This is a genomic window from Hydrogenophaga sp. SL48, from assembly GCF_021729865.1.
GTDB lineage: Bacteria > Pseudomonadota > Gammaproteobacteria > Burkholderiales > Burkholderiaceae_C > Hydrogenophaga.
Window position 1 is genome coordinate 1,846,717 of record NZ_CP063400.1, and the last position, 21,238, is coordinate 1,867,954.

The 21,238-nt window shown below is 59.3% G+C and carries 17 protein-coding genes and 2 tRNA genes; 15 read left to right on the forward strand and 4 right to left on the reverse strand.

From position 1 onward, the window contains the following. Positions 1-21: 21 nt before the first annotated feature. The 7 genes from IM738_RS08885 to IM738_RS08915 all read left to right on the forward strand — a co-directional run bounded on the left by IM738_RS08885 (position 22) and on the right by IM738_RS08915 (position 6,226). Positions 22-1,542 (forward strand): 3-hydroxyacyl-CoA dehydrogenase, encoded by a 1,521-nt coding sequence (locus tag IM738_RS08885; protein ID WP_236965504.1) that lies wholly within the window; start codon positions 22-24, stop codon positions 1,540-1,542. A gap of 21 nt (positions 1,543-1,563) precedes the next feature. Further along, the gene (locus IM738_RS08890) at positions 1,564-2,343 is read left to right on the forward strand and encodes an oxepin-CoA hydrolase, alternative type (protein ID WP_236965505.1); all 780 of its coding nucleotides are present in this window, start codon (positions 1,564-1,566) and stop codon (positions 2,341-2,343) included. 117 nt (positions 2,344-2,460) lie between these two features. Then, positions 2,461-3,180 carry a Crp/Fnr family transcriptional regulator gene (locus tag IM738_RS08895; protein WP_236965506.1) on the forward strand — a complete coding sequence of 240 codons (720 nt, stop codon included), beginning with the start codon at positions 2,461-2,463 and terminating at the stop codon, positions 3,178-3,180. Positions 3,181-3,214: 34 nt separating this feature from the next. Beyond that, complete coding sequence (locus tag IM738_RS08900) at positions 3,215-4,300, forward strand: phosphotransferase family protein (RefSeq protein WP_236965507.1); 1,086 nt, start codon at positions 3,215-3,217, stop codon at positions 4,298-4,300. 50 nt (positions 4,301-4,350) lie between these two features. Continuing rightward, a complete protein-coding gene (locus IM738_RS08905) occupies positions 4,351-5,610 on the forward strand; it encodes an acyl-CoA dehydrogenase family protein (RefSeq protein ID WP_236965508.1) in 1,260 nt (419 codons plus the stop codon). A gap of 404 nt (positions 5,611-6,014) precedes the next feature. Further along, positions 6,015-6,091 (forward strand) — tRNA-Pro (locus IM738_RS08910). A gap of 58 nt (positions 6,092-6,149) precedes the next feature. Then, positions 6,150-6,226: transfer RNA gene (locus tag IM738_RS08915), tRNA-Arg, on the forward strand. 34 nt (positions 6,227-6,260) lie between these two features. On the opposite strand, the gene IM738_RS08920 is transcribed toward IM738_RS08915, so the two are convergent. The 3 genes from IM738_RS08920 to IM738_RS08930 form a co-directional block, all read right to left on the reverse strand. Next, positions 6,261-7,028, reverse strand: coding sequence for a WecB/TagA/CpsF family glycosyltransferase (locus tag IM738_RS08920; protein ID WP_236965509.1), 768 nt, complete (start codon positions 7,026-7,028; stop codon positions 6,261-6,263). 202 nt (positions 7,029-7,230) lie between these two features. Next, positions 7,231-7,803 carry a hypothetical protein gene (locus IM738_RS08925; RefSeq protein WP_236965510.1) on the reverse strand — a complete coding sequence of 191 codons (573 nt, stop codon included), beginning with the start codon at positions 7,801-7,803 and terminating at the stop codon, positions 7,231-7,233. A gap of 24 nt (positions 7,804-7,827) precedes the next feature. Then, positions 7,828-8,793 carry a glycosyltransferase gene (locus tag IM738_RS08930; RefSeq protein WP_236965511.1) on the reverse strand — a complete coding sequence of 322 codons (966 nt, stop codon included), beginning with the start codon at positions 8,791-8,793 and terminating at the stop codon, positions 7,828-7,830. Between the two features lie 651 nt (positions 8,794-9,444). Here IM738_RS08930 and IM738_RS08935 point away from each other — a divergent pair. From IM738_RS08935 to IM738_RS08960, 6 genes are all read left to right on the forward strand, one after another. Then, the gene (locus tag IM738_RS08935) at positions 9,445-10,005 is read left to right on the forward strand and encodes a polysaccharide biosynthesis/export family protein (RefSeq protein WP_236965512.1); all 561 of its coding nucleotides are present in this window, start codon (positions 9,445-9,447) and stop codon (positions 10,003-10,005) included. A 2-nt stretch (positions 10,006-10,007) separates the two neighbouring features. Then, positions 10,008-11,108 (forward strand): hypothetical protein, encoded by a 1,101-nt coding sequence (locus IM738_RS08940; RefSeq protein WP_236965513.1) that lies wholly within the window; start codon positions 10,008-10,010, stop codon positions 11,106-11,108. 12 nt (positions 11,109-11,120) lie between these two features. Next, a complete protein-coding gene (locus tag IM738_RS08945) occupies positions 11,121-12,719 on the forward strand; it encodes a GumC family protein (protein WP_236965514.1) in 1,599 nt (532 codons plus the stop codon). Positions 12,720-12,733: 14 nt separating this feature from the next. After that, positions 12,734-13,594 carry a CpsD/CapB family tyrosine-protein kinase gene (locus tag IM738_RS08950; RefSeq protein WP_236965515.1) on the forward strand — a complete coding sequence of 287 codons (861 nt, stop codon included), beginning with the start codon at positions 12,734-12,736 and terminating at the stop codon, positions 13,592-13,594. Between the two features lie 150 nt (positions 13,595-13,744). After that, positions 13,745-15,256 (forward strand): O-antigen ligase family protein, encoded by a 1,512-nt coding sequence (locus IM738_RS08955; RefSeq protein ID WP_236965516.1) that lies wholly within the window; start codon positions 13,745-13,747, stop codon positions 15,254-15,256. After that, positions 15,253-16,752, forward strand: a complete 1,500-nt coding sequence (locus IM738_RS08960) for an oligosaccharide flippase family protein (protein WP_236965517.1) — start codon at positions 15,253-15,255, stop codon at positions 16,750-16,752. The genes IM738_RS08955 and IM738_RS08960 overlap by 4 nt, the downstream gene beginning before the upstream one ends. A gap of 347 nt (positions 16,753-17,099) precedes the next feature. Here the strand turns inward: IM738_RS08960 and galE are convergent, their stop codons facing one another. Further along, a complete protein-coding gene (galE, locus tag IM738_RS08965) occupies positions 17,100-18,104 on the reverse strand; it encodes a UDP-glucose 4-epimerase GalE (protein ID WP_236965518.1) in 1,005 nt (334 codons plus the stop codon). 673 nt (positions 18,105-18,777) lie between these two features. Between galE and IM738_RS08970 the strand changes: the two genes are divergently transcribed. Both IM738_RS08970 and IM738_RS08975 read left to right on the forward strand, forming a co-directional pair. After that, positions 18,778-20,232, forward strand: coding sequence for an undecaprenyl-phosphate glucose phosphotransferase (locus IM738_RS08970; protein WP_236965519.1), 1,455 nt, complete (start codon positions 18,778-18,780; stop codon positions 20,230-20,232). Then, positions 20,222-21,103 carry a hypothetical protein gene (locus tag IM738_RS08975; protein WP_236965520.1) on the forward strand — a complete coding sequence of 294 codons (882 nt, stop codon included), beginning with the start codon at positions 20,222-20,224 and terminating at the stop codon, positions 21,101-21,103. Before IM738_RS08970 ends, IM738_RS08975 begins: the two co-directional genes overlap by 11 nt. Positions 21,104-21,238 lie beyond the last annotated feature (135 nt).

Genomic DNA, 21,238 nt, shown 5'->3' on the forward strand with positions numbered 1-21,238 from the left:
CCCTTTGAATACAACTTTCATATGCAACCCACTTTTCAAAACGTCGGCGTCGTTGGAACCGGTGCCATGGGTCGGGGCATCGCGCAGATGGCCGCACAGGCCGGTAGCTCGGTGCTGCTGTTTGACATGCAACCCGGTGCGGCCGACACCGCACGCCAGGCCTTGGCCGACACCTGGCAAAAGCTGACGCTCAAAGGCAAGCTGACACCGGAGGAACAGGCCGAGATGCTGGCCCGCGTGTCTTGTGTGGAAACGCTGTCCGCGCTGGCGCCATGTCAGTTGGTGATCGAGGCCATTGTCGAAAAAATCGAGATCAAACAACGGCTTTTTTCTGAGCTGGAGTCGATCCTGGCAACCGAAGCGGTGCTGGCCACCAACACCTCCTCGCTTTCGGTGACGGCGATTGGCGCGACGCTCAAGCGTCCCGGGCAACTCGCCGGCTTCCACTTCTTCAACCCGGTCCCATTGATGCGGGTGGTCGAGGTGATCGCCGGGCTGAAAACCCATGCCGAGGTGTGTCAAAAATTGACGGAATTCGCGCGACAGTTTGGTCATACACCCGTATCGGCTCAAGACACCCCCGGCTTTATCGTGAACCACGCTGGTCGCGGCTACGGCACGGAAGCGCTGAGGGTGGTCGGTGAGCGGGTGGCCGATTTTGCGACCATCGACCGCATCCTCAAGGACCAAATGGGATTCCGGCTCGGCCCCTTCGAGTTGATGGACCTGACCGCGCTGGATGTGTCGCACCCCGTGATGGAGTCGATATACCGCCAGTACTACGACGAACCGCGCTATCGCCCAAGCGTGATTACTGCGCAGCGGCTGGCTGGGGGCGTGGTGGGGAAAAAAGTGGGCGAAGGGTTTTATGCCTACGACAACGGCGTGGCCCAGGTGCCCGCCGAGCCTCCTGTGCCCACCATGGTGGCGCTGCCGCCGGTCTGGGTATCGCCCAAGGCGGCGCGCCGCCCCGAGCTGTACCAATTGCTCAAGAACCTCGGTGCCAGCATTGAAACCGCAGCGCAACCATCCAGCCAAGCGCTGATCCTCGTGGCGCCGCTGGGGCTGGACGTGACCACACTGGCGGCCGTCGAGCGGCTGGACCCCACCCGCACCATCGGCATCGACATGATGCTGGACGATGCTGCCACCAAACGCCGCGTGCTCGCCACCAACCCCGCCACACGCCCGGACATGCGCGACGCGGCACACGCCCTGTTCGCCAAGGACGGCAAAGCCGTGAGCGTGGTGCGTGACAGCGGCGGCTTTGTCACCCAGCGCGTGGTGGCCACCATCGTCAACATCGCGGCCGATATGTGCCAGCAAGGCGTCTGCAGCCCCAAGGACCTGGAAGTGGCGGTGACGCTGGGGCTTGGCTACCCCATGGGTCCCCTGGCCATGGGCGATCGCATCGGCCCCACCAATGTGCTTGAGGTTCTCTTCAATATGCAGACCGTGTACGGCGACCCGCGCTACCGCCCATCCCCGTGGCTGCGCCGCCGTGGCGCCCTGGGCTTGAGCCTGATGCATGAAGAAGACTGAACCCTCGCACACGGACACCGCATGACCGCCAGCCTCAAAAGCCACAGCCATGGCCAGACCATGGTGCTGACCATCAGCAACCCCGAGCACCGCAACGCCCTCGGACCCGACATTTACGCCGCTGGCGTGGAAGCACTGAACGTCGCGGAGAACAGTCCTGACGTGCGCAGTGTGGTCATCACCGGGGAGGGCAGCCATTTCTGCGCCGGAGGCAATCTGCAGCGACTGCTGGCCAATCGTCAGCAGTCGCCCGAGGTTCAGGCACAGAGCATCGAGGGTCTGCACAACTGGATCGAGACCATCCGCGTGTTCCCCAAACCGGTGATCGCCGCCGTCGAAGGTTCTTGCGCCGGTGCCGGCTTTTCGCTGGCCCTGGCCTGCGACATGGTGGTCGCCGCGCACAACAGCGTCTTCGTGATGGCCTACAGCAACGTGGGCCTGTCGCCCGACGGCGGTGCCAGCTGGAGCCTGATGCGCACCCTGCCCAGAGCCACCGCGCTGCAGTTGCTGATGTGCGGCGACCGGATCGATGCCACTCGACTGCATTCGCTGGGTGTGATCACGGCGGTGTGCGAGGCGCAGGACGCGCTGCTCGCGGCATTGGCGCTGGCCGAGCGACTCAATGCGCGCGCACCGAATGCCATGGCCAGCATCAAGGAACTTGCCAACGACGCCGTCGATGCATCGCTGCACACACAACTGGCGTCCGAGCGCGACCATTTTGTTCGCAACCTGCACCATGCCAACGCAGGGGAAGGCATCGCCGCGTTTCTGGACAAGCGTCCGGCCGTGTACCGCTGAACACCCCGCGTCACCGCGGCTGGACGCCTGCGGGACACCCACCACGCAAACCCTGATGTGTCGCCACGGTCCCAGTGGTGACAATCTTGAGCAACCCAGTCACTCATAAGACAGCCGATGGATGAACCAATTCTGACAATGGAAGAACGTGAGGCGATCAACAGTGGTCGCTGGTTCTCCAGTCTTTCCCCTTCCCTGCGACACGACATACTTCGATGCGCCTACGTCAAGCGATTCAAGGACGGCGACCTGATCGTCGCCCGCGGCGAGCCGCCCACCGAGTGGACGGCCGTGGCCAAGGGTGCGGTGCGCGTGAGCTCGACCTCGCTCTCGGGCAAGCAGATCACGCTGACCTATGTGGAACCGGGCGTGTGGTTCGGCGATGTGGCGATGTTCGACGGAGACCGGCGCACGCACGATGCCTACGCGCATGGTGCCACCACCCTGCTCTGCGTGGCACGCACCGATTTTCAGAAGATCCTCAGCGCGCACGTGGAGCTGTACGAAGCGCTGATGCGGCTTCAGGCCCGGCGCATCCGCACGCTCTTTGGTCTGGTGGAAGACCTGAACACCCTGCCTTTGCGCGCCCGGCTGGCCAAGCAGTTGCTGCATCTGGTTCGCAGCTACGGCGTGCCCTGCCTGTCGGACGGCAACGAGATGCGCATCGGACTCCAACTGGCGCAGGAAGAACTCGCGCAGTTGCTCGGCGCGTCGCGTCAGCGCGTCAACCAGGAACTCAAGTCGATGGAGCGCGAGGACGCCATCCGCATCGAGCAGGGAGGGCTGGTGGTGCGCAACCGCGACATGCTGATGCGCATCGCCGAAGCAGAAACCTGAGCCAAACGCTCCAGCACCAACCGCCCGCAGCCGAATGACAGATTTTCAGAACTTCACCGGCACGCGGCCGGTGGCCGACCAGCACACTTTCGACATCGCCGCGCTGCAACACTGGCTGGCTCAGCACATGCCTGGCTTTGCCGGCCCGCTGTCGGTGGAGATGTTCAAGGGCGGTCAATCCAACCCCACTTACAAGCTCATCACGCCGCAGCGCGCCTACGTCATGCGCGCCAAACCCGGGCCGGTGGCCAAGCTGCTGCCTTCGGCGCACGCCATTGAGCGCGAATTCCGGGTGATGGGCGCGCTGCACGGCACCGGCGTGCCGGTGGCGCAGATGCATGTGCTGTGCGAGGACGAATCGGTCATCGGGCGAGCGTTCTATGTGATGGAGTGCGTGGAGGGCCGCGTGCTGTGGGACCAGTCCCTGCCCGGCATGGGCAAGGCTGAACGCGGTGCCATCTACGATGAAATGAACCGCGTGATGGCGGCGTTGCACAGCGTGAAGCCGGCCGACATCGGCCTGACCGACTACGGTAGGCCTGGCAACTACTTCGAGCGCCAGATCGGTCGCTGGAGCAAGCAGTACGTGGCGTCCATCACGCAGCCCATTCCAGAAATGGACCGGCTCATGGAATGGCTGCCGCAGAACATCCCGGCGATGGCGCGTGACGAATCGCTCACCTCGATCGTGCACGGCGACTACCGGCTCGACAACCTGATGTTCCACCCCACCGAGCCGCGTGTGCTGGCCATCCTTGACTGGGAGCTCTCGACCCTGGGCCACCCGCTGGCCGATTTCAGCTACCACTGCATGGCCTGGCACATTCCGCCGGGAGCGTTTCGCGGCATCGGCGGACTGGATGTGGCAGCGCTGGGCATTCCCACCGAGGCCGAGTACATCGCCCGCTACTGCGAGCGCACCGGCTTCACCACCCCAGACCAGCTCAAGGCCGACTGGAACTTCTACCTCGCCTACAACCTGTTCCGCCTGGCGGCCATCTTGCAGGGCATCGCCAAGCGGGTCGAGGCGGGCACCGCGTCCAGCGCGCAGGCGGTGTCGTCGGCGGCGGGCGCCCGCCCTCTGGCCGCGATGGCGTGGCGCTTCGCGCAGCAGGCCTGACGTCCCCTCCTCCCACCGCACTCACAACCGTCACAGCTCCAAGGAACCTCATGAACTTCGATTACACCGACAAAGTCAAGGACATGCGCGAACGCCTGCTGGCGTTCATGGAAGAACACATCTACCCCAACGAGGGGCGCTTCTTCGCCGAGATCGCAGCCAACCGGGCACAAGGCAACCCCTGGATCCCCACGACCATCATCGAAGAACTCAAGCCCAAGGCACGCGCCGCTGGCCTCTGGAACCTGTTCCTGCCGCGCAGCCCCCGTGCGCCCGAAGGGCTGTCGAATCTGGAATACGCGCCGATGTGCGAGATCATGGGCCGTGTGCCGTTCGCGGCCGAGGTGTTCAATTGCTCCGCGCCCGACACCGGCAACATGGAAACCCTTGAGCGCTACGCCAGCGAAGCACTCAAGGACGAGTGGCTGGAACCGCTGTTGCGCGGCGAGTTCCGCTCGGCCTTCCTGATGACCGAACCCGAAGTCGCTTCGTCAGACGCGACCAACATCCAGTGCCGCATCGAACGCGACGGCGATGAATACGTGATCAACGGCCGCAAATGGTGGTCGTCGGGTGCGGGCGACCCGCGCTGCGCGGTGTACATCGTCATGGGCAAGACCAACCCGGACGCGGCGCGCCACTCGCAACAAAGCATGATCGTGGTGCCCTCCGGCGCCAAGGGCGTCGAGGTGGTGCGCCCGCTCTCCGTGTTCGGCTACGACGATGCGCCGCACGGCCACATGGAAGTGGTGCTGAAGAATGTGCGTGTGCCCGTGGGCAACCTGCTGCTCGGCGAAGGCCGTGGCTTCGAGATCGCTCAGGGCCGCCTCGGCCCGGGCCGCATCCACCACTGCATGCGCTCCATCGGGGCGGCCGAGCGTGCGCTGGAACTCATGTGCAAGCGCTTGAACAGCCGCGTTGCCTTTGGCAAGCCGGTGTCGGCCCAGTCGGTGTGGCACGAGCGCATTGCCGACGCGCGCTGCAAGATCGAAATGGCGCGCCTGCTCACGCTCAAGGCGGCCTACATGATGGACACCGTGGGCAACAAGGTGGCCAAGGCCGAGATCGCGATGATCAAGGTGGTGGCGCCCAACATGGCCTGCGAGATCATCGACATGGCCATCCAGGCCCATGGCGGCGGCGGTGTGAGCGACGATTTCCCGCTCGCCTACGCCTATGCCAACCAGCGCACCCTGCGCCTGGCCGACGGTCCGGACGAGGTGCATCGCCAGTCCATCGCTAAGCTGGAGTTGGCCAAGCACATGGCCCTGAAACCCGAGATGGAGATGCCCGTTACCCGTGGCTGCTGATCGTCGGATCAAGGTGCGTGCGTCCGGTCAGTTGCATGGCTCGGGCGCTCAGGGAAAGAAGCGCTGCAAGTGGCGAGAATAGGTTGCTTCAGCAGCCAACCATCCCGCTCAACCAGGACGGTTGCCGGACGACGCGTTCGGCTGATGAAGCGACCCCTCGCCCAATGGACCACGAGACCATCCAATGGGGCCGACGTGGTCTGTCCACTCGGGGTACTCCTGAGTCGCTCAAACATGCGGCGCAGGCTTGACTCAATGGTCATTCGTCGCACTTTTTCGCCCTTGAAGGTGACACAGCGAGCCGGACAACCCTTCTTGAGGGAGACGAGCGAGCTTATTTTGGTGTCCTAAACGTGACGGCGCTCAAGATGGACCACATTCGCAGGGTATACTCGTCGGCTAGTCGGAGCGTAGCGCAGCCTGGTAGCGCATCTGCTTTGGGAGCAGAGGGTCGCGAGTTCGAATCCCGCCGCTCCGACCATCGTTGAAGTACAAAAAAGGCCCACAGTGTGGGCCTTTTTTGCATCTGCTTCACCCATCTGCCCGTAGCTCAACCGGATAGAGCAGCTGCCTTCTAAGCAGCAGGTCGGGGGTTCGAGTCCCTCCGGGCAGGCCAATAACACGTTTCAAGAGGTCTCGGGAAGAGACCTCTATGGCTTCTCAACGGTCTGATTGCCCTTCCTCAGAGATCTTAGGCAGTCCTTGACCAGCAAACCGATGCCAGCCGGGTAGTGAACGAGGTAACGTTTCCATAGGCGACCGGGCTCCTTCATCAGCCGAAACAGCCACTCCATCCCTGTCCGCTGCATCCACTTCGGAGCACGGCCGCCTTGCGGACCGAGGATTTCAAAGCTGCCGCCAATGCTTGTGATGACCAGTTCCGGCATCAAAGACCTTATCTTGAAGGCAAGTCGGTCCCCTTTCGGAACGTTCAGCGCCAAGAACACCACGCGCACCTGCAGTTCACGCAGAGTGTCGACGAACTGTTGCACTTGTTCGTTGCTCAGGTCCACCTTGCCGGTGAACAGATAACGGCAAGCTTGCTGTGCCGCACCACCATAGCGTGCCACGGTGACGGCTGGGTCCACTCCTCCAATGATGGCGTAGGCCGGCAACTGAGGCAGGCGCAGAAAGGCGTCTACCAAGTCGACGCCAGTGGTCCGCTCAGGAATGGCCCGATTCGCACCCATGAATCTAGAGGCCCAGACCAGCGGCATGCCATCGGCGGTAATGATGTCGGCTCGGGCGACGAGATCCCGATAGCCGGGGTCTCGCGTGAAGCGAGAGAGCATCTCGGTATTGAGTGTGAGCAGCCATGCACCCTCCCCTCGTGCAATGCGGCCAAGAAGGCCGTCAAGTGTTTGTTTCATTCTGGCGCGGGAGACCGGCAGCCCGCACAACATACAGTGCTCATTCATGATTGGGTGGTCCAGCGAGGCAACACCATGCCGACTGGACTTGAGAGATCGTTCAATGCGTACAAGAGGGGATCTTCGATCATGGCACTTGGCCCAGGAGACAACATCGATTCAGCCCGTTGGACCAGCATCCGGAGCCACCGAAAATGTGAAACAGTGAAAAAAGGCAGTGTTGGGAAACCGTCAGACGCCGCATGAGTCTTCATGAAAAAGATTGTCGTCGCCGCCGCATAGCGCTGCCAATGATCACCAGCAGCGCCCCCATTTCCAATAACCAGTTGATGCGAAGTCCGGAAAGGTGGTGTCCCAGTACCGCGTCGACATGGTGGAAAGACGCTGCCCGGATGATCACGAACATCAGCAGGCCGGTTCCGCCCAGCAGCGCCCAGAGCGTCGACGCAGGAGCACCCCAAGTCAGGTGGAGCGTGACGGCAAACAGGGTCAATCCCAGCATGGCGATCCCGGCGATGAAAGCCATCTGAAGTTGGCGTCGATCAGCGTACCAGCCTTGTCTATCCGCCAAGATGCGACCGACTTCGGTGAGGGCGCTCTGCAGGTCGAGTTGTTTGTTGATGCCCAGCAGGGCAAGCCCAATGAGGAGCCCTTTCCAGAACCAATGTTCGGAGCGAGCGGTGCATGCGTGCGTCTCCTTCCATTCGCGCAGCAACCGCCATATGGTCCATCCTGCAACCATGTACAGAAAAACGGTCAGCCATCCTCCCAAGCTGGGGTCTCCGATACCCGGCGACCAGTGGACAACAAAACCATGGTTCAACGACGTTGGCTCCCTTCTGGCGAACTACTTGTACTCGATGATAGTGCCGGCCACGCCACGCAGACGGGCAATATGAAACTTCAGCGCCCCCAGGGCCTCAGGAAACTTGCCAATGACCAAGAAGGTGCTTGATCGAGCTGAGCCATTGCGCCAGAACAGGCGCAACCATTGCAGCGGGTAGGCCAGTGCCAGAAGCGCAGCCCAAGGTCCCAAGCCGATCATGGCAATTGCGATCGAAAGCGGTAGGAGGATCCCCCAGAACCAGGACCGGCGAGTTTCCCAGACCCAATGTCGCTCGGGTGGTGCGCCGTGAAGCCAGGCGCCAGCAGCAAAGGCATGACCAGACCGCACCGTACGCTTCCACCACTGGCTGAAACGGGTGATTGCTGCATCGTGCAGAGTCATCTCATGATCCAGTCGGCGGATGAGCCAGCCCTGCTGACGCAGTCGGACACACAACTCGGGCTCTTCACCGGCGATCATGCTGTCTCGGTAGCCTCCGACGGCCTGGAGTGCCGTCACTCTCATCATGGCGTCGCCGCCGCAGGACATGGCGTCGCCGATCGGCGTGTTCCACTCCTCGTCGCACAGCCGGTTGTAGACGGAGCGTTCCGGATACCGCTCGCGACGCCTGCCGCACACCACGGCGTGAGACGGGTGTTTCTCTAGAAACTCACTTGCGGCCGCCAGCCAGCCTGGGACAATCTCACAGTCTCCATCGACAAACTGCACGAAGTCGATGTCGGGGTGTCGCAGCATCAGCCAGTGCAAGCCCTCGTTCCTGGCCCGTGCCGCAGTGAACGGCCGTGAGAGATCAAGGTCAATCACTTCGGCGCCCATCTCTGCTGCCATCCGGTTCGAACCGTCATTGGAGCCCGAATCGACATAAACGGTTGCCTGCACAACGGGCAGAACCGAACTTAGGCAGCGCCGCAGCCGTTCGCCCTCGTTGCGCCCAATCGCCACCACACCCAGCTTGTTGTCATGCATGCGAACGGTTCCCCGACTAACTGGCAGCTGCGCGCCCGAGCACCCAGCGCTTTGATGAAACAGCAAGTCTATCTCCCGAAGCGGCGCCGAAAAACGGCGATGCACGCTTCACTGGCCGCCCAGCGGTGTCACAGCCCCCGCATGTATTGCAACCCTTTGCTTTTCTCCCGCTCATACAGTCGCGGATGTTCAAGGCCCCAAGCGGGTTTCCTTGCTGTCAACCGATGGCATCCGCGGCTGCTACTTGTGCCTTGCTTAAAACCAATACCCATCAGCGCACCTTGGAAATGAATCCTGCGCCCCCCCCCCAGAGGGCAAAGTTGACTTGATCGAGATGCCCCCCGCTCCGCAAGAGGCACCGGGGTGCTCGGGCGGTCATAATGTGATTTTTCTGTACCCCAATGGTTCAAAGCCTCGTGTCGATCGTGTCGACGGCGCACCGGCCGGTACTACTTATCACAACCATAAGTAAGCAGTGCGATGTACCTCGAAGAGATGATGATAGGGATGGAACGGAGGCGTGCTTCGCGTAAGATGCATGTTGTAAAAAATTGAAACCTCCAAGCGTAAAACAAGAAATTGATGGTAATTGGCTCCCGAACAGCAAGTGCTTGGGAAGCCTGTAACGACTCTAGTCTTTGGAGACCGACCATGACCATTTTTTCGCGCGTCACGATGACGTTCCTGTTGGCGGCAGCTTGTGGATCAGTGATGGCCCAAACGGACTCCGCGTACAAACTGCGGCACGGAGATGCCTTGATGGTGTCTGTCTGGCGTGACGATGCATTGCGGATGCAGGTGCGCGTGCTGCCTGATGGCAGCATCACCTTTCCGTTGGCTGGGCGCGTCGAGGTGGTGGGGCTGAGCACGCCAGAGGTCGAAGCCCGCGTGGCAGAAAAGCTCAAAAAATACATCCCAGTACCGGTCGTGACGGTGGCCATAACGGCAACCGATGGCAATCAGGTCTATGTGCTCGGCAAGGTGGTCCGCCCTGGAGCAGTGACCTTGACCTCGCCAGAGACCACTGTTCTGCAAATGCTCAGCCAGGCAGGGGGGCTGGATCGCTTCGCTGACGGCAATTCGATCCGTGTGCTGCGCAGTACGCCGCAAGGCAACCGGATCTTGCCGGTTCGATACGACGACTTGGTCAAGGGCAACCAGCTCGACACCAATGTGGTTCTGATGCCCGGCGACACCATCTTGGTGCCTTGACCATGAGTTCGCGGATCTCCACTCCCTTGGTCCTTGCCTTCCAGGCGCTTGCTTGGTTGCCAGCGATGGCGCAGAACACGCTGACGGTCCCCATGGAAATCGTGCGTGTCAGCAATCCTGACCTGGCGGCAGAAAGCCGCGGCAGCGTCACGCTTTATCGCTTTCACCCGCAATACACTCTTCAAACGATTCAAGGGGATTCGCGCACAGAGCTGTCTCTTGGCGGCATGATTGAAAGGTCTGGAAACACCGATTTGAGCGCCAGTCGCACCCTGCCAAGCGTGCGTGCGCTTTGGGAGAACGCTAGCCCGGTCGCGGTGTTTGGTGTGAGAGCTTCGTTAGAAGAAGCGTCTACCCGGGAGACCGAATTCGCCGAGTTCGGCAGGGTGACTCGGGACAGCACACAGCGCACCGGAACGCTGGGCGTTTCATGGACCCGCAATCTGACGGCTGATTCTTCGGTTGAACTGGCTGCGTCACATGCACGCTTGAGCTACGACACACCATTGCTTGTTGATTACAGCGAAACGCTAGGGTCAGTGGCTTATCGCTTCGAGTCGAGCGCCAATTCTCGCTATTCGCTGTCTGCCAGCGCTTCGCGCCTGAATCCGGACGGGGTTGGCGAGAGTTCATCGCGTGGCGAACTCGGACTGGGATACGAAGTCGACCTCAGTGAAGGGTTTAACCTGAACGCGACGGCAGGCGCTGTTCGCACCAACGCGTTGCGCAGCAAGACCGACCCCGTGGGTGCTTTGCGCCTGACCTTCACGGGTGAACGGCTCGACTACGCTGTGGCCTGGTCCAGGTATGTCAGCGCGGGCGGCTCGCTGGGAGCGTACACCCGTGCCGAGAGCCTCGAAACCTCATTGACGTATCCGTTCACTGTCAACACGTCGCTGTCCCTCGGAATTGCACGCGCCCGATCCCTGGAGACGAATGGCGATGCCGGTGTCAGTGCGTTTGCGCGGATCCGATCAGAGCTCACCCGTTTTTGGGCGTTTACATTGGGTTTTGAGCAAAGGCGAGCCAAGCCTTTCGGCGGTCCCACAGCGCGTGGAAATTCAGTGGCCGTGGGGCTGGTGTACGCGCACCCCAACTTCTAACTCAACAACCTCATGTCGGCCGACTACCAACTTAGCATCCAAGACTACCTGTCCATCGCTCGGCGCCGAGCGACGGCCATCATCCTGACCATTGGTGTTGTCCTGACCACCTCTGTGGTGGTGGCGATGCTGTTGCCGAGGGTGTACGAGTCGACTGGGACGTTGCTGGTTGAGGGCCCCCCAATCTCGGGTGACGTGGTGCGTTCTGCTCTGCCTGGAAACGGCGAGCAGCGGGTTCAAGCCTTGGGCCAGCGAATCATGACCCGTGAGAGCCTGTTGCGCATTGCGGCGGAGCATCAAGTGTTTGATTCCAAGTCCGGGGTTGTATTGAAAGACACGGACATGGTCAACGCCATGCGAGCGAGCATTGGTGTGAATGTGCTGATTGGCAACATGCCGAGTTGGGAGCGACCTACCAACAATTTTGCGTTCAACGTGTCTTTTCAGCATGGCCAACCGGAAAAAGCACTGGAGGTTGCAAACGCGTTGATTCAGTTGTTCCTGGAAAGCAGTGTTCGGGAAAGGGTGGATCAGGCTTCTCGCGCGAACGAGTTTTTGAGTCAGGAGGCCGACCGAGTCAAGGCTCAACTGGAAGATCTGGAGCGTCGCATCGCGGTCTACAAACGCACACAGGGCAGCACCACAGGAGATGGGCAGGTGGTAGCGGCAAGCATCCAAGCGCTTGAGAGTGACCTTCGAGCCGCTGAACGAGAGCACCGTTTGGCACTGGACGAATTGCAGACGCTGGAGGTGGATTTGGCAGGCGCCCGCGCCGGCGTCTTGTCGCCTGGCACCGTGACCCCGGCGGGTCCCAGCGTTGCTGAGCAGGATCTGGAACGGGCTCGATCCGAGTTGGCACGCATCCGGGGTGTTTCCACAGAGGACCATCCGGATGTGCAAGCGCAGCGGCGAAAAATCGATCTACTGGAGAGGGCTTTGCGGACAGAGACTTCGGTCAGCAGCCCAACGCGTGATGCTATTGCTGCACAAGCAAGGCTGGCGGTGTCCCGCCTGGAGGCCCAACGCAGCACAGCACGCGCGCGCGCCAACTTGTTGGCAGACCAACAGCGGAGCCTTCGCAATGCCATCAATCAACAGCGCTCTCAAGTGACGCGTGCGCCGCAGGTGGAACGTGATCTGGCCGCGCTTCAACGAGATCACGATGCTGCCCGAGCAAAATATGAGGACCTGCGGTCCAAGCAAATGTCGGCGCAGATCGTTCAAAACCTGGAGGGTGATCAGCAAGGGGAACGCTTTACGCTGCTTGAGCCCCCCTTGATGCCCGAATACCCCCTGAAGCCGAATCGCAAGAAACTTGTTGCACTCGGTTTTCTCCTCTCGCTCGCCGCAGCCGCAGGCGTGGTTGTATTGCTCGAAATGATCTTTGCCCGTGTCAGAGGGGTAAGCGCCGTGACCGCACTGACCGGTCAGCGACCCATGGTGGTCATCCCGTATATCCCCTCAGCCGCCGAACTTCACTCGTCGCAGCTGCTGCGCAAACGGTTGATTGGACTCATGGCGGGATTGGTGCTCATTGCACTTGTGGTGGTTCATACCGTGGTCCAGCCCCTGCATACCCTGCTGATCTCATTGTTCTCCCGTCTGGGCTGAAGGTAATTTGCCACATGGAACGCATCAAGCTTGCGATTGAAAAGGCCAAAGCAGCCGAAGTTGATTCGGCCAGGTCAGATGCTCCTCTGCTACGCAGGGTCCGTGGCTCGGAAGCATCCATCGGTGAATCCAGTTCCGCGATCAGACGAGAAGTGCCGCTCGGAGACGCCAGTCCCGTGCACTACACGCAAACGGCTGTGGTCTCGATGGACGCTGCGCACCTGGATCGCCATAGAGTCGTCTCCCATCAGAAGACGCATCCAGCCAGTTGGGCATTCGACGTGCTGAGAACCCAGGTTTTGCAGAAGATGGATGAGAACGGCTGGCGGACACTGGCCATCACGTCTCCAAGCGTGGAGTCAGGCAAGACAGTGGTGGCGATCAATTTGGCCATGAGTATCGCCCAGCAGACCAACCGCACGGCCCTGCTGGTTGATTTTGACCTGCGCCGTCCCAGCGTTGCCCGCTACCTGGGCTTGAACCGCTCATTGTCGTTAAATGACTTTTTGGATGGGCGTGCAAACGTTGGTGACGCCCTTGTCAATCCAGGCATCGAGCGTTTTGTTGTGTTGCCAACCAACCAACCGGTCACCGGCGCTTCCGAGGTGCTGTCTTCTTCGAAGGTGGGCCACCTCATCGACGATTTGCGTGAGCGGTACAGCGATCGCATCGTGATATTCGATCTGCCCCCCGTTCTGGCGGCTGACGATGTGATGTCCGTGCTCCCGCGCATCGACTGTGTGCTGATGGTTGTTGGCAGCGGGGTGTCCACCGAGAACGAGGTCGAGGAGGCCATGAGCCGCCTTTCAAAGGCCAATTTGCTGGGCGTGGTGCTGAACAAAGACGAGGCACCCGTCCAGAACGCTTACTACTAGTCTCGCACTGGATGATGAAGGTGTGTGCCCGTAGCTACTCTATTCGCATCGCTGTGTCCCCCCCCTCCTTGCAGCTGTTCCTTCGGTCTGTCACGAATCGCCCTCACTGCTTTAGCCCTGTCATTGATCTGAGCTCGGTGCTTCACCGCAATGGCTGAGCATGTGCGCGCCCTGCTGGTGTTGATGGTGCTGGGCATAGGCTATTTCTATGCCGCCCGGGGTGTGTTGTCGCAACTCGTGCCAGAGGCAACGCTCAAACGCTGGCGCAATCTCTGGGTGTTGAGCACGGTTGTGCTGTTCCTTTCGCACAGCATCCTGCTTTACTTCCTGATGCTTGGTGCGATTCTGCTGGCTTATCGACGCCGCGAAGCGCATGTGATGGGTCTTTATTTCGTTTTGCTGTTTGTGTCGCCGCCAGCGCCTGCGGAGATTCCTGGTCTGGGGATTGTCGATCATCTCTGGGTACTCAACCACTACCGCCTTCTGGGCGTGGTTTTGCTCCTGCCCGCTGCCCTTTCTCTTCTTCAACGGACAACCTCGGCCCGTCTGGGCAGTTCGCCGGTGGACTGGATGGTGCTGGGCTATCTTTTTCTCATGTCGTTGCTGGCATTTCGTGAGGGCAACGTCACCAGTGGATTGCGATCGGTGTTGTCGCTTTGGGTCGACATCTTCCTTCCGTATTACGTGGCGAGCAGAAGCATTCGCAGCGAAGATGGCTTCAAACAAGCCATGACAGGCTACTTGATCGCTGCAATGATTCTGTCAATTGTTGCCATCTTTGAAGTGCTTCGCACGTGGAAAATCTATTCAGCGGTTCTGGGCGCATTGGGCGTACATCAAGGCATGTTCGGCGGCTATCTGATGCGATCTGGCCTGTTGAGACCCAATGCATCCGTAGGTAACTCAATTGTTCTTGGCTATGTATTGGTGGTAGCCCTAGGGTTCTTTTTTTACCTCAAAGAATTCGTTTCCAAGCCATTGCACCGGTTTCTGGGAGGGGCACTCTTGACCGCGGGTATTCTTGCGTGTTTGTCTCGGGGCCCATGGGTGGGCTCGGCGTTTCTCGTGGTCGTGCTCATCCTGATCGGGCCAAAGTCCGTCAAGCGCCTAGCAGGTCTGGGATTGGGTGCGGTGACGTTCTTCTTGGTGTTGAGTCTGCTACCAAGCGGTCAACTTCTGATCGACATGTTGCCTGTCGTCGGCACTACCGAGCAGGGAAATGTGGAGTACCGCGCCAATCTGCTCACATCGGCGTTGCCAGTGATTGCGCGCAATCTATTGTTTGGATCATATGATTACCTCGACGCGCCAGAATTGCAGGTCATGATTCAAGGAGAGGGGATTATCGATGTGGTGAACACCTATGTCAGCGTGGCGCTGTATTCAGGTCTGCTGGGACTTGCGCTTTTTGTTGGAGCCTTCCTGTGCGCGCTCCAACAACTGCGGAAAGGCATGCGAATTTCGCGACGGTATGACCCCCGTTCCACATTGCTTGGGCGCGCCCTGTTTGCCACAGTATCGGCCATCATGCTCATCATCTATACCGTGAGCAGCATCAGTGCAATACCTGTGGTGTATTGGTCGGTGCTTGGTTTGAGTGTGGCCTACGTCACCTTGGTGAGCGAGTGGGCTCGCAAACCCAAAGAGGCCCCTGTACTGTGACCATCAACACCCCCTCCATCGCATCCGTGTCTGCCCAGAACCGGTCTGCGCTGAATGCCAAGGCCCGCTCCGGCACAACCTGGATCTTGATTGCATTCGGTTCGGGACAGGTGATTCGCCTCGGCATGAATATCATCTTGGCGGGGTTGCTGTTCGAAGAGGCGTTTGCCCTCATGGCGCTTGTCAATGCCGTGATGATGGGCTTGGCGATGTTCTCTGACATCGGACTTCAGCAGAACGTGATCCAAAGCTCGCGCGGCGACGAACCGGACTTTCTGAACACGGCCTGGACCATGCAGGTCATCAGGGGCGTTGTTCTCACTTTGCTGGCGGCGCTGTTGGCCTGGCCAATGGCCGCATTCTATGGAGCCAATGACCCTGGTGCCCTTGAACTGCGGTGGCTGATTCCACTCGTCGCGCTGACGGCGTTGATAGAAGGGCTACGGTCGCCCCGCGTGCTCAGCGCTGCCAGGCACATGCGCGTGGCACAGATTACGCGTATTGAAATTGCTGTGACGATCGTGAATACGACGGTGCTTTTGAGTCTGGCCTGGTACTTGCGGTCGGTATATGCCTTGGCAATAGCCGCAGTGGTGTCGGCATCATTGCATTCGGCATTGACCTATTGGTTCTTGCCCGGCGCGCGTGCGCGCTTCGTGCTTGAGGCCACTGCAGTGCGATCCATTTTCTCTTTCGGCAAATGGATCTTCTTATCTACACTGCTGACCTTTTTGTCAATCCAGATCGATCGTCTGGCATTTTCAGCAATGTATCCACTGGTGGAAGTAGGCGTCTACTCCATCGCATCCAGCTTGGCGTTGATGGTTCCAAGCCTGATAGGCAGCTTGCAAGGTGCCGTTGTCTTCCCATGGTACGCGCGCATGCTTGAAGACGGTATGAAGCTGCCTGAAGCCTTTCAAAAAGCCATGACGCCAGTGCTGGTGATGTCAACGTATGTGGTCGTGTTGTTGATCATTGGAGCCCAGAGCTTTTTTGCCTTGGCTTACGATGACCGCTATTCTCAAGCTGCCGTGTTTTTACCAATACTGGCTGCGAGCGCTTGGTTCAGCAACATTGGCGGCCTGTACGGATCAGCCTTTCTTGTTAAGGGGCGGCCCCAGTGGCTGGCATTTGCAAGTGCGGTGAAGGTGCTTTCTTTTCTGTTGCTTTTGGCCTTGCTTTCTCTTATTAAAAGCACGATGCTCATGGCGACTGCTGTAGTCTTGGCCAGCGAAATCATCACAGTGATCATCAGCCGCTATTTCGGATGGCAACTGGGCCTAAAGAATCTGCGTATTGAATCCGCAATGTTCGGAATGCTGATATTTTCATCGGGCCTTTGCCTCTTATTGCTTCATAAATTTCAATTCATGGCCAAACTGCATCCCGCATTGCAGTTGCTGGTGCTGGGTATATTGGTGACAGCGCTTTTTGCGCCGCTATTTGCAAAGGTTATATACCCGTTTTTCAAACAGCGTTCTTTGCCTGTTTCCTGACATAACCGCAGCAACGGCATGACCAAAATCAACCTGCCTCGAACTGCCAGGCAGTTCGAGTTCAGCGACAAGCATTTTGCCGGGCGCTGATTCCGGAGTTTGCACCAGCAGAGAACTCCGCCTCTGCTCGGCACGCAGACCCCAACGAGCGGCAGTGTCGTCTGCTCGCTCATGCTGACCCGGTGCTCGTCTGACCGCAGAGTGGCAGGCTCCCACCAAAAGATCCACGATGGTAGCCAGCGATTGGAATCGGTTCACAGACAGTGACTGCTCCGTCGACAAGAAGTTGACTCCATGATGAGCACGGCGCGAGCAGTTGTGCGAGAACAGACTCGCTAAGAATGGCGTCATTCAGTGGACAGGCGGCTTTGAAAGAGCCATGAGCTTGAGCACATGTCTTCGAGGGACCGCGTTGCCTTCCAGTTCAATTCAAACGTGGCTGCCTGGACATCTGCATAAGAGCAAGCAACATCCCCCTCACGTCTCGCAACCAACCTGTAAGGAACAGTGCGGCCAGATTGCCGCTCAAAAGCACGAATCATTTCAAGCACGCTGTAGCCTCTCCCGGTTCCCAAATTGAAGGCATGCCAACCGCTGTTCGAAGACAGATATTTCAAGGCTGCCATGTGACCCTCAGCCAAATCCATCACATGAATGTAGTCTCGCACACCTGTCCCATCAGGCGTGGGATAGTCCGCGCCGAAAACGTTCAGAAACTCCCGTTCACCGCATGCAACCTGTACGACGTAGGGCATCAAGTTGTTGGGAATTCCCCTGGGATGATCTCCGATCAGTCCGCTCTGATGAGCTCCAACAGGATTAAAGTAACGCAGGCAAACGGCTCCTAACGAAGGGCGAGAGATACAGATATCCCTCAACATGTCCTCAATGTGCAACTTGCTGCGCCCATACGCATTAATGACGTGTTTGGGATGCGCTTCATTGACAGGGAGATACTGCGGATCGCCGTAGATGGTGGCACTGCTGCTGAACACAATATTTGATATTGACTCTGCCTCCATCGCTTGAAGCAAGCCCAAGGCGCCACAGACGTTATTCTGGTAATACATGAGAGGCTGCTGTACGGACTCGCCAACTGACTTGAAACCTGCGAGGTGAATAACGGCATCTATGCGATGTCGGCGAATGATGTTTCGAACAAACGCTACCTCACCCACGTCACCCTGATAAAACGCAGGAGATCGGCCAACGATTTCTGCGACCTTGTCGACAATCGTCTGATGACTGTTGGATAGATTGTCAACCAGTACCGCCTCATGTCCCGCTGACATGAGCACCACCGCCACGTGGCTTCCGATGTATCCACAACCGCCCGTCAACAATACATTCATATGAAATCTCTCGATAATTAACACCACCCTCAATCACCTGCCAATGAAATCCCTCCAGAGGATCGATCGCCAAAATGATTGCCCAATGAAAATTTGCATCTGGCAAAGTGGTGGCAATTGACTCCCGTGCTCACAACTCGACCGTAGAGTCGCATACAACCAATCCTTGAGCCCAAGCACCACCTCACCGTGCTTACAATCTGCCTTACTCCGACGTCACCACATGACGCCAAGCATGCACATATTTTGGCGCTCAAACACTTGGCGTCTGCGTTTTGAATCATCGCGACCCTTCAATATCGGCTCGGCTGCTTGCCAATTGGCAGGGGTATATTCAGAGCACCCTCAGACACAGAACTGGAGTTGACCCACATTTGTGGACGGGAAGGTATTGGTTTGCCCTTCAAACGGCATCCCACGTTGGCCGGACACAAAGGTCGCGTCTTCGACAACATTAAATGAGGCCCTTCAGTGGTAAGAGATAGCCCAGACAGATAGCCCAGACCGCAGACAAGACGAAAAGCTCTGTGTTGAGGAGGGGATGTGCATGATTGACGCGGCCACCTCCATCGTACCGTCAGGAGCGTGAACATCGGCATGGCCGTGACGGTACAGTTGCGTTTGAGCGTCTCTGTCCAGTTCTGAAATCATCGGACACCTTTACACTTTCGCCATGGTCCTCCCCAAGCGACCCCCCAGATCCATCCTCAAACGCCGAGGCAGCATCTCCACGGCCGTACAGACCGTCTTGGATCTGGTCGCGGTCTTGGGCTTGGCCCTGCTGCTGATCCGCCAACAAGTCGGCGGTCTCACGGCCGACTACTCCATGATGCTGCTGCTGCTGGCCATCGGCATGCTGTTTGCCTACGACCAGTTCGGCGTATACCGCAGCAACAGCAGTTTTACGCGCAAGGCCCTGACCCACTTCAAGGCCTGGTCGCTGGCCTTTGGGTTCCTTCTAGTGGTCGGTTTCGCGACCAAGCAGACCGACACCTTTTCCCGCCTGTTGCTCGGGCAGTTGTATGTGGCAGGCTACCTGCTGCAGGTGCTGCTGCAATACCTGAGCCGCCAGGCGCAGACCCGCGTCATGCGCCATGCGGTGCCTGCTGAAAACGTGCTCATCGTGGGCACTGGAAAACTCGCACGCTACCTGCAGAACAAGGTATCGGGCAATCCCTGGTTGAACCAGAACGTGGTGGGCTGCCTGCAACTGCCCTCGGCGGCGCAAAGCCGCAGTGGGAAGACGGGGGCCACCCTCTACGAAACCTCAGACTTCGGCACACTCAAAGAACCCAACATCATCGGCCCGCTGGGCGAGATGTTGGCCATCATCGACCGACACGACGTGCGCACGGTCTATTTCGCCATTCCCCTGGGTGAATCGGACCTCATTGAGGACATGTATTTCCAGCTGCTGGACCGCCAGGTAGCGGTTCACTGGGTGCCAGACATCTTTTCGCTGCTGCTGGTCAATCACAGCGTGCGGGAGATCGCCGGATTGCCAGTCTTGACCCTGTCGGAAACCCCCCTCACAGGCACCCGTCTGTTGCTGAAGGCCTTGGAAGATCGCGTACTGGGCACCCTCATCCTGCTCCTGATTTCGCCCGTTCTCCTGCTCATCGCCCTGGCCATCAAGTTGGACAGCCCCGGACCGGTGTTTTTTCGCCAAGCGCGCAAGGGCTGGAGCGGCCGGGTCTTCCACATCTGGAAGTTCCGCAGCATGTTCGTGCACCAGCCAGAGGCTGGCGTGGTTCAGCAGGCCACCCGCAACGACCCTCGAATCACCCGGGTCGGTGCCTTTCTGCGCAAGACCAGTCTGGACGAACTGCCTCAGATCTTCAACGTGCTCAAAGGGGAGATGTCGCTGGTGGGGCCACGGCCACACGCGGTACAGCATGACGAGCAGTACTCCAAAGGGATTGACGTCTACTTCGCGAGACACAACATCAAGCCCGGCATCACTGGCCTGGCTCAGGTGCGGGGGTTGCGCGGCGAAACCAAGGAGATCGAGCGCATGCAGCAGCGCATCGAGGCGGACATCGAGTACATCAACAACTGGTCACTTTGGCTCGACTTCACCATCTTGCTGCGCACCCTGGGTGCGCTGACGGGCAAGAATGCCTACTGAACTGGTTCGTCCGGTTCCCGGCGCCCACACGCACTGGAACTACGTCCCCAGCCCTCCACGCTGGAGCATCGTGTTGCGTCGCTGGGCAGCCCGCCAGACCCGCTTGGACGCTCCGGCGTGGAAGCTGCTGACACCTCCGTCTACCACCGGCCAGTGGCTGCTGTACTTCATGTACCTGCCCCAAGGGCAGCTGTCGCCGCAGCACCGCTTCACGCTGGAACGTCTGGCTGCAGAAAGCGCCCGGCTCATGATCGTGTGCGCCTGTCCGCCCGATCACCCGGTGCTGGCAGAACTCAAGAACCATTGCGATGCACTTTGCTGGAAGGCGGTGAAAGGCTTTGACTTCTCGGCATACGCCATCGGCATGACCGAACTGGCAACACATGCACCGGACTCGGATGTGCTGGTGTTCAACGACTCGATGCTGGGCCCCTTCGCACCGTTGACGCCCTTCATCGAAAACGCCCGGTGGCGACTTTCCGGGTTGAGCGCCAGCTCGCTGGAGGAAAACCACCTGCAGTCCTTTGCCCTGATCGTCCGCCAGCTCAACGCCGAGTTCCTGCAAGCGGTCGCGCCCGTGATATCCACCGAATGGTGCTACGACGCCTCAGGGCCAGTCATTCTGCTGCAGGAAACCCGTCTGGCCCGCGTTGCCAGCCATCACATGAGCGTGGGCGCCTTCTGGTACACAGACGGCTCGCGCCACCAGGACCTGTGCCTGAACTGCCCGGAACAGATGCTGGACGCTGGATTTCCGTTGCTCAAACGATCCTTGTACGGGAAGTTCGCCAGTGTGTTTCAGGACCCCTCGGTGATGCAAGCATTGCTGCGTCGGTTGGGGCACCCGGAGCTGCTTGGCGCCAAGGCCTGAACAGCGTGAGCGGCCGTTGCTGAGGTGTTCGGCTTCAGGCATCGGCCGGTCGCGGAGCGGGTGCTGCTGATCAGGTGATCTCTACTTTGGTTGGGGACGACGACAGGGAGCCTCATCGCATACTGTGTAGAACAA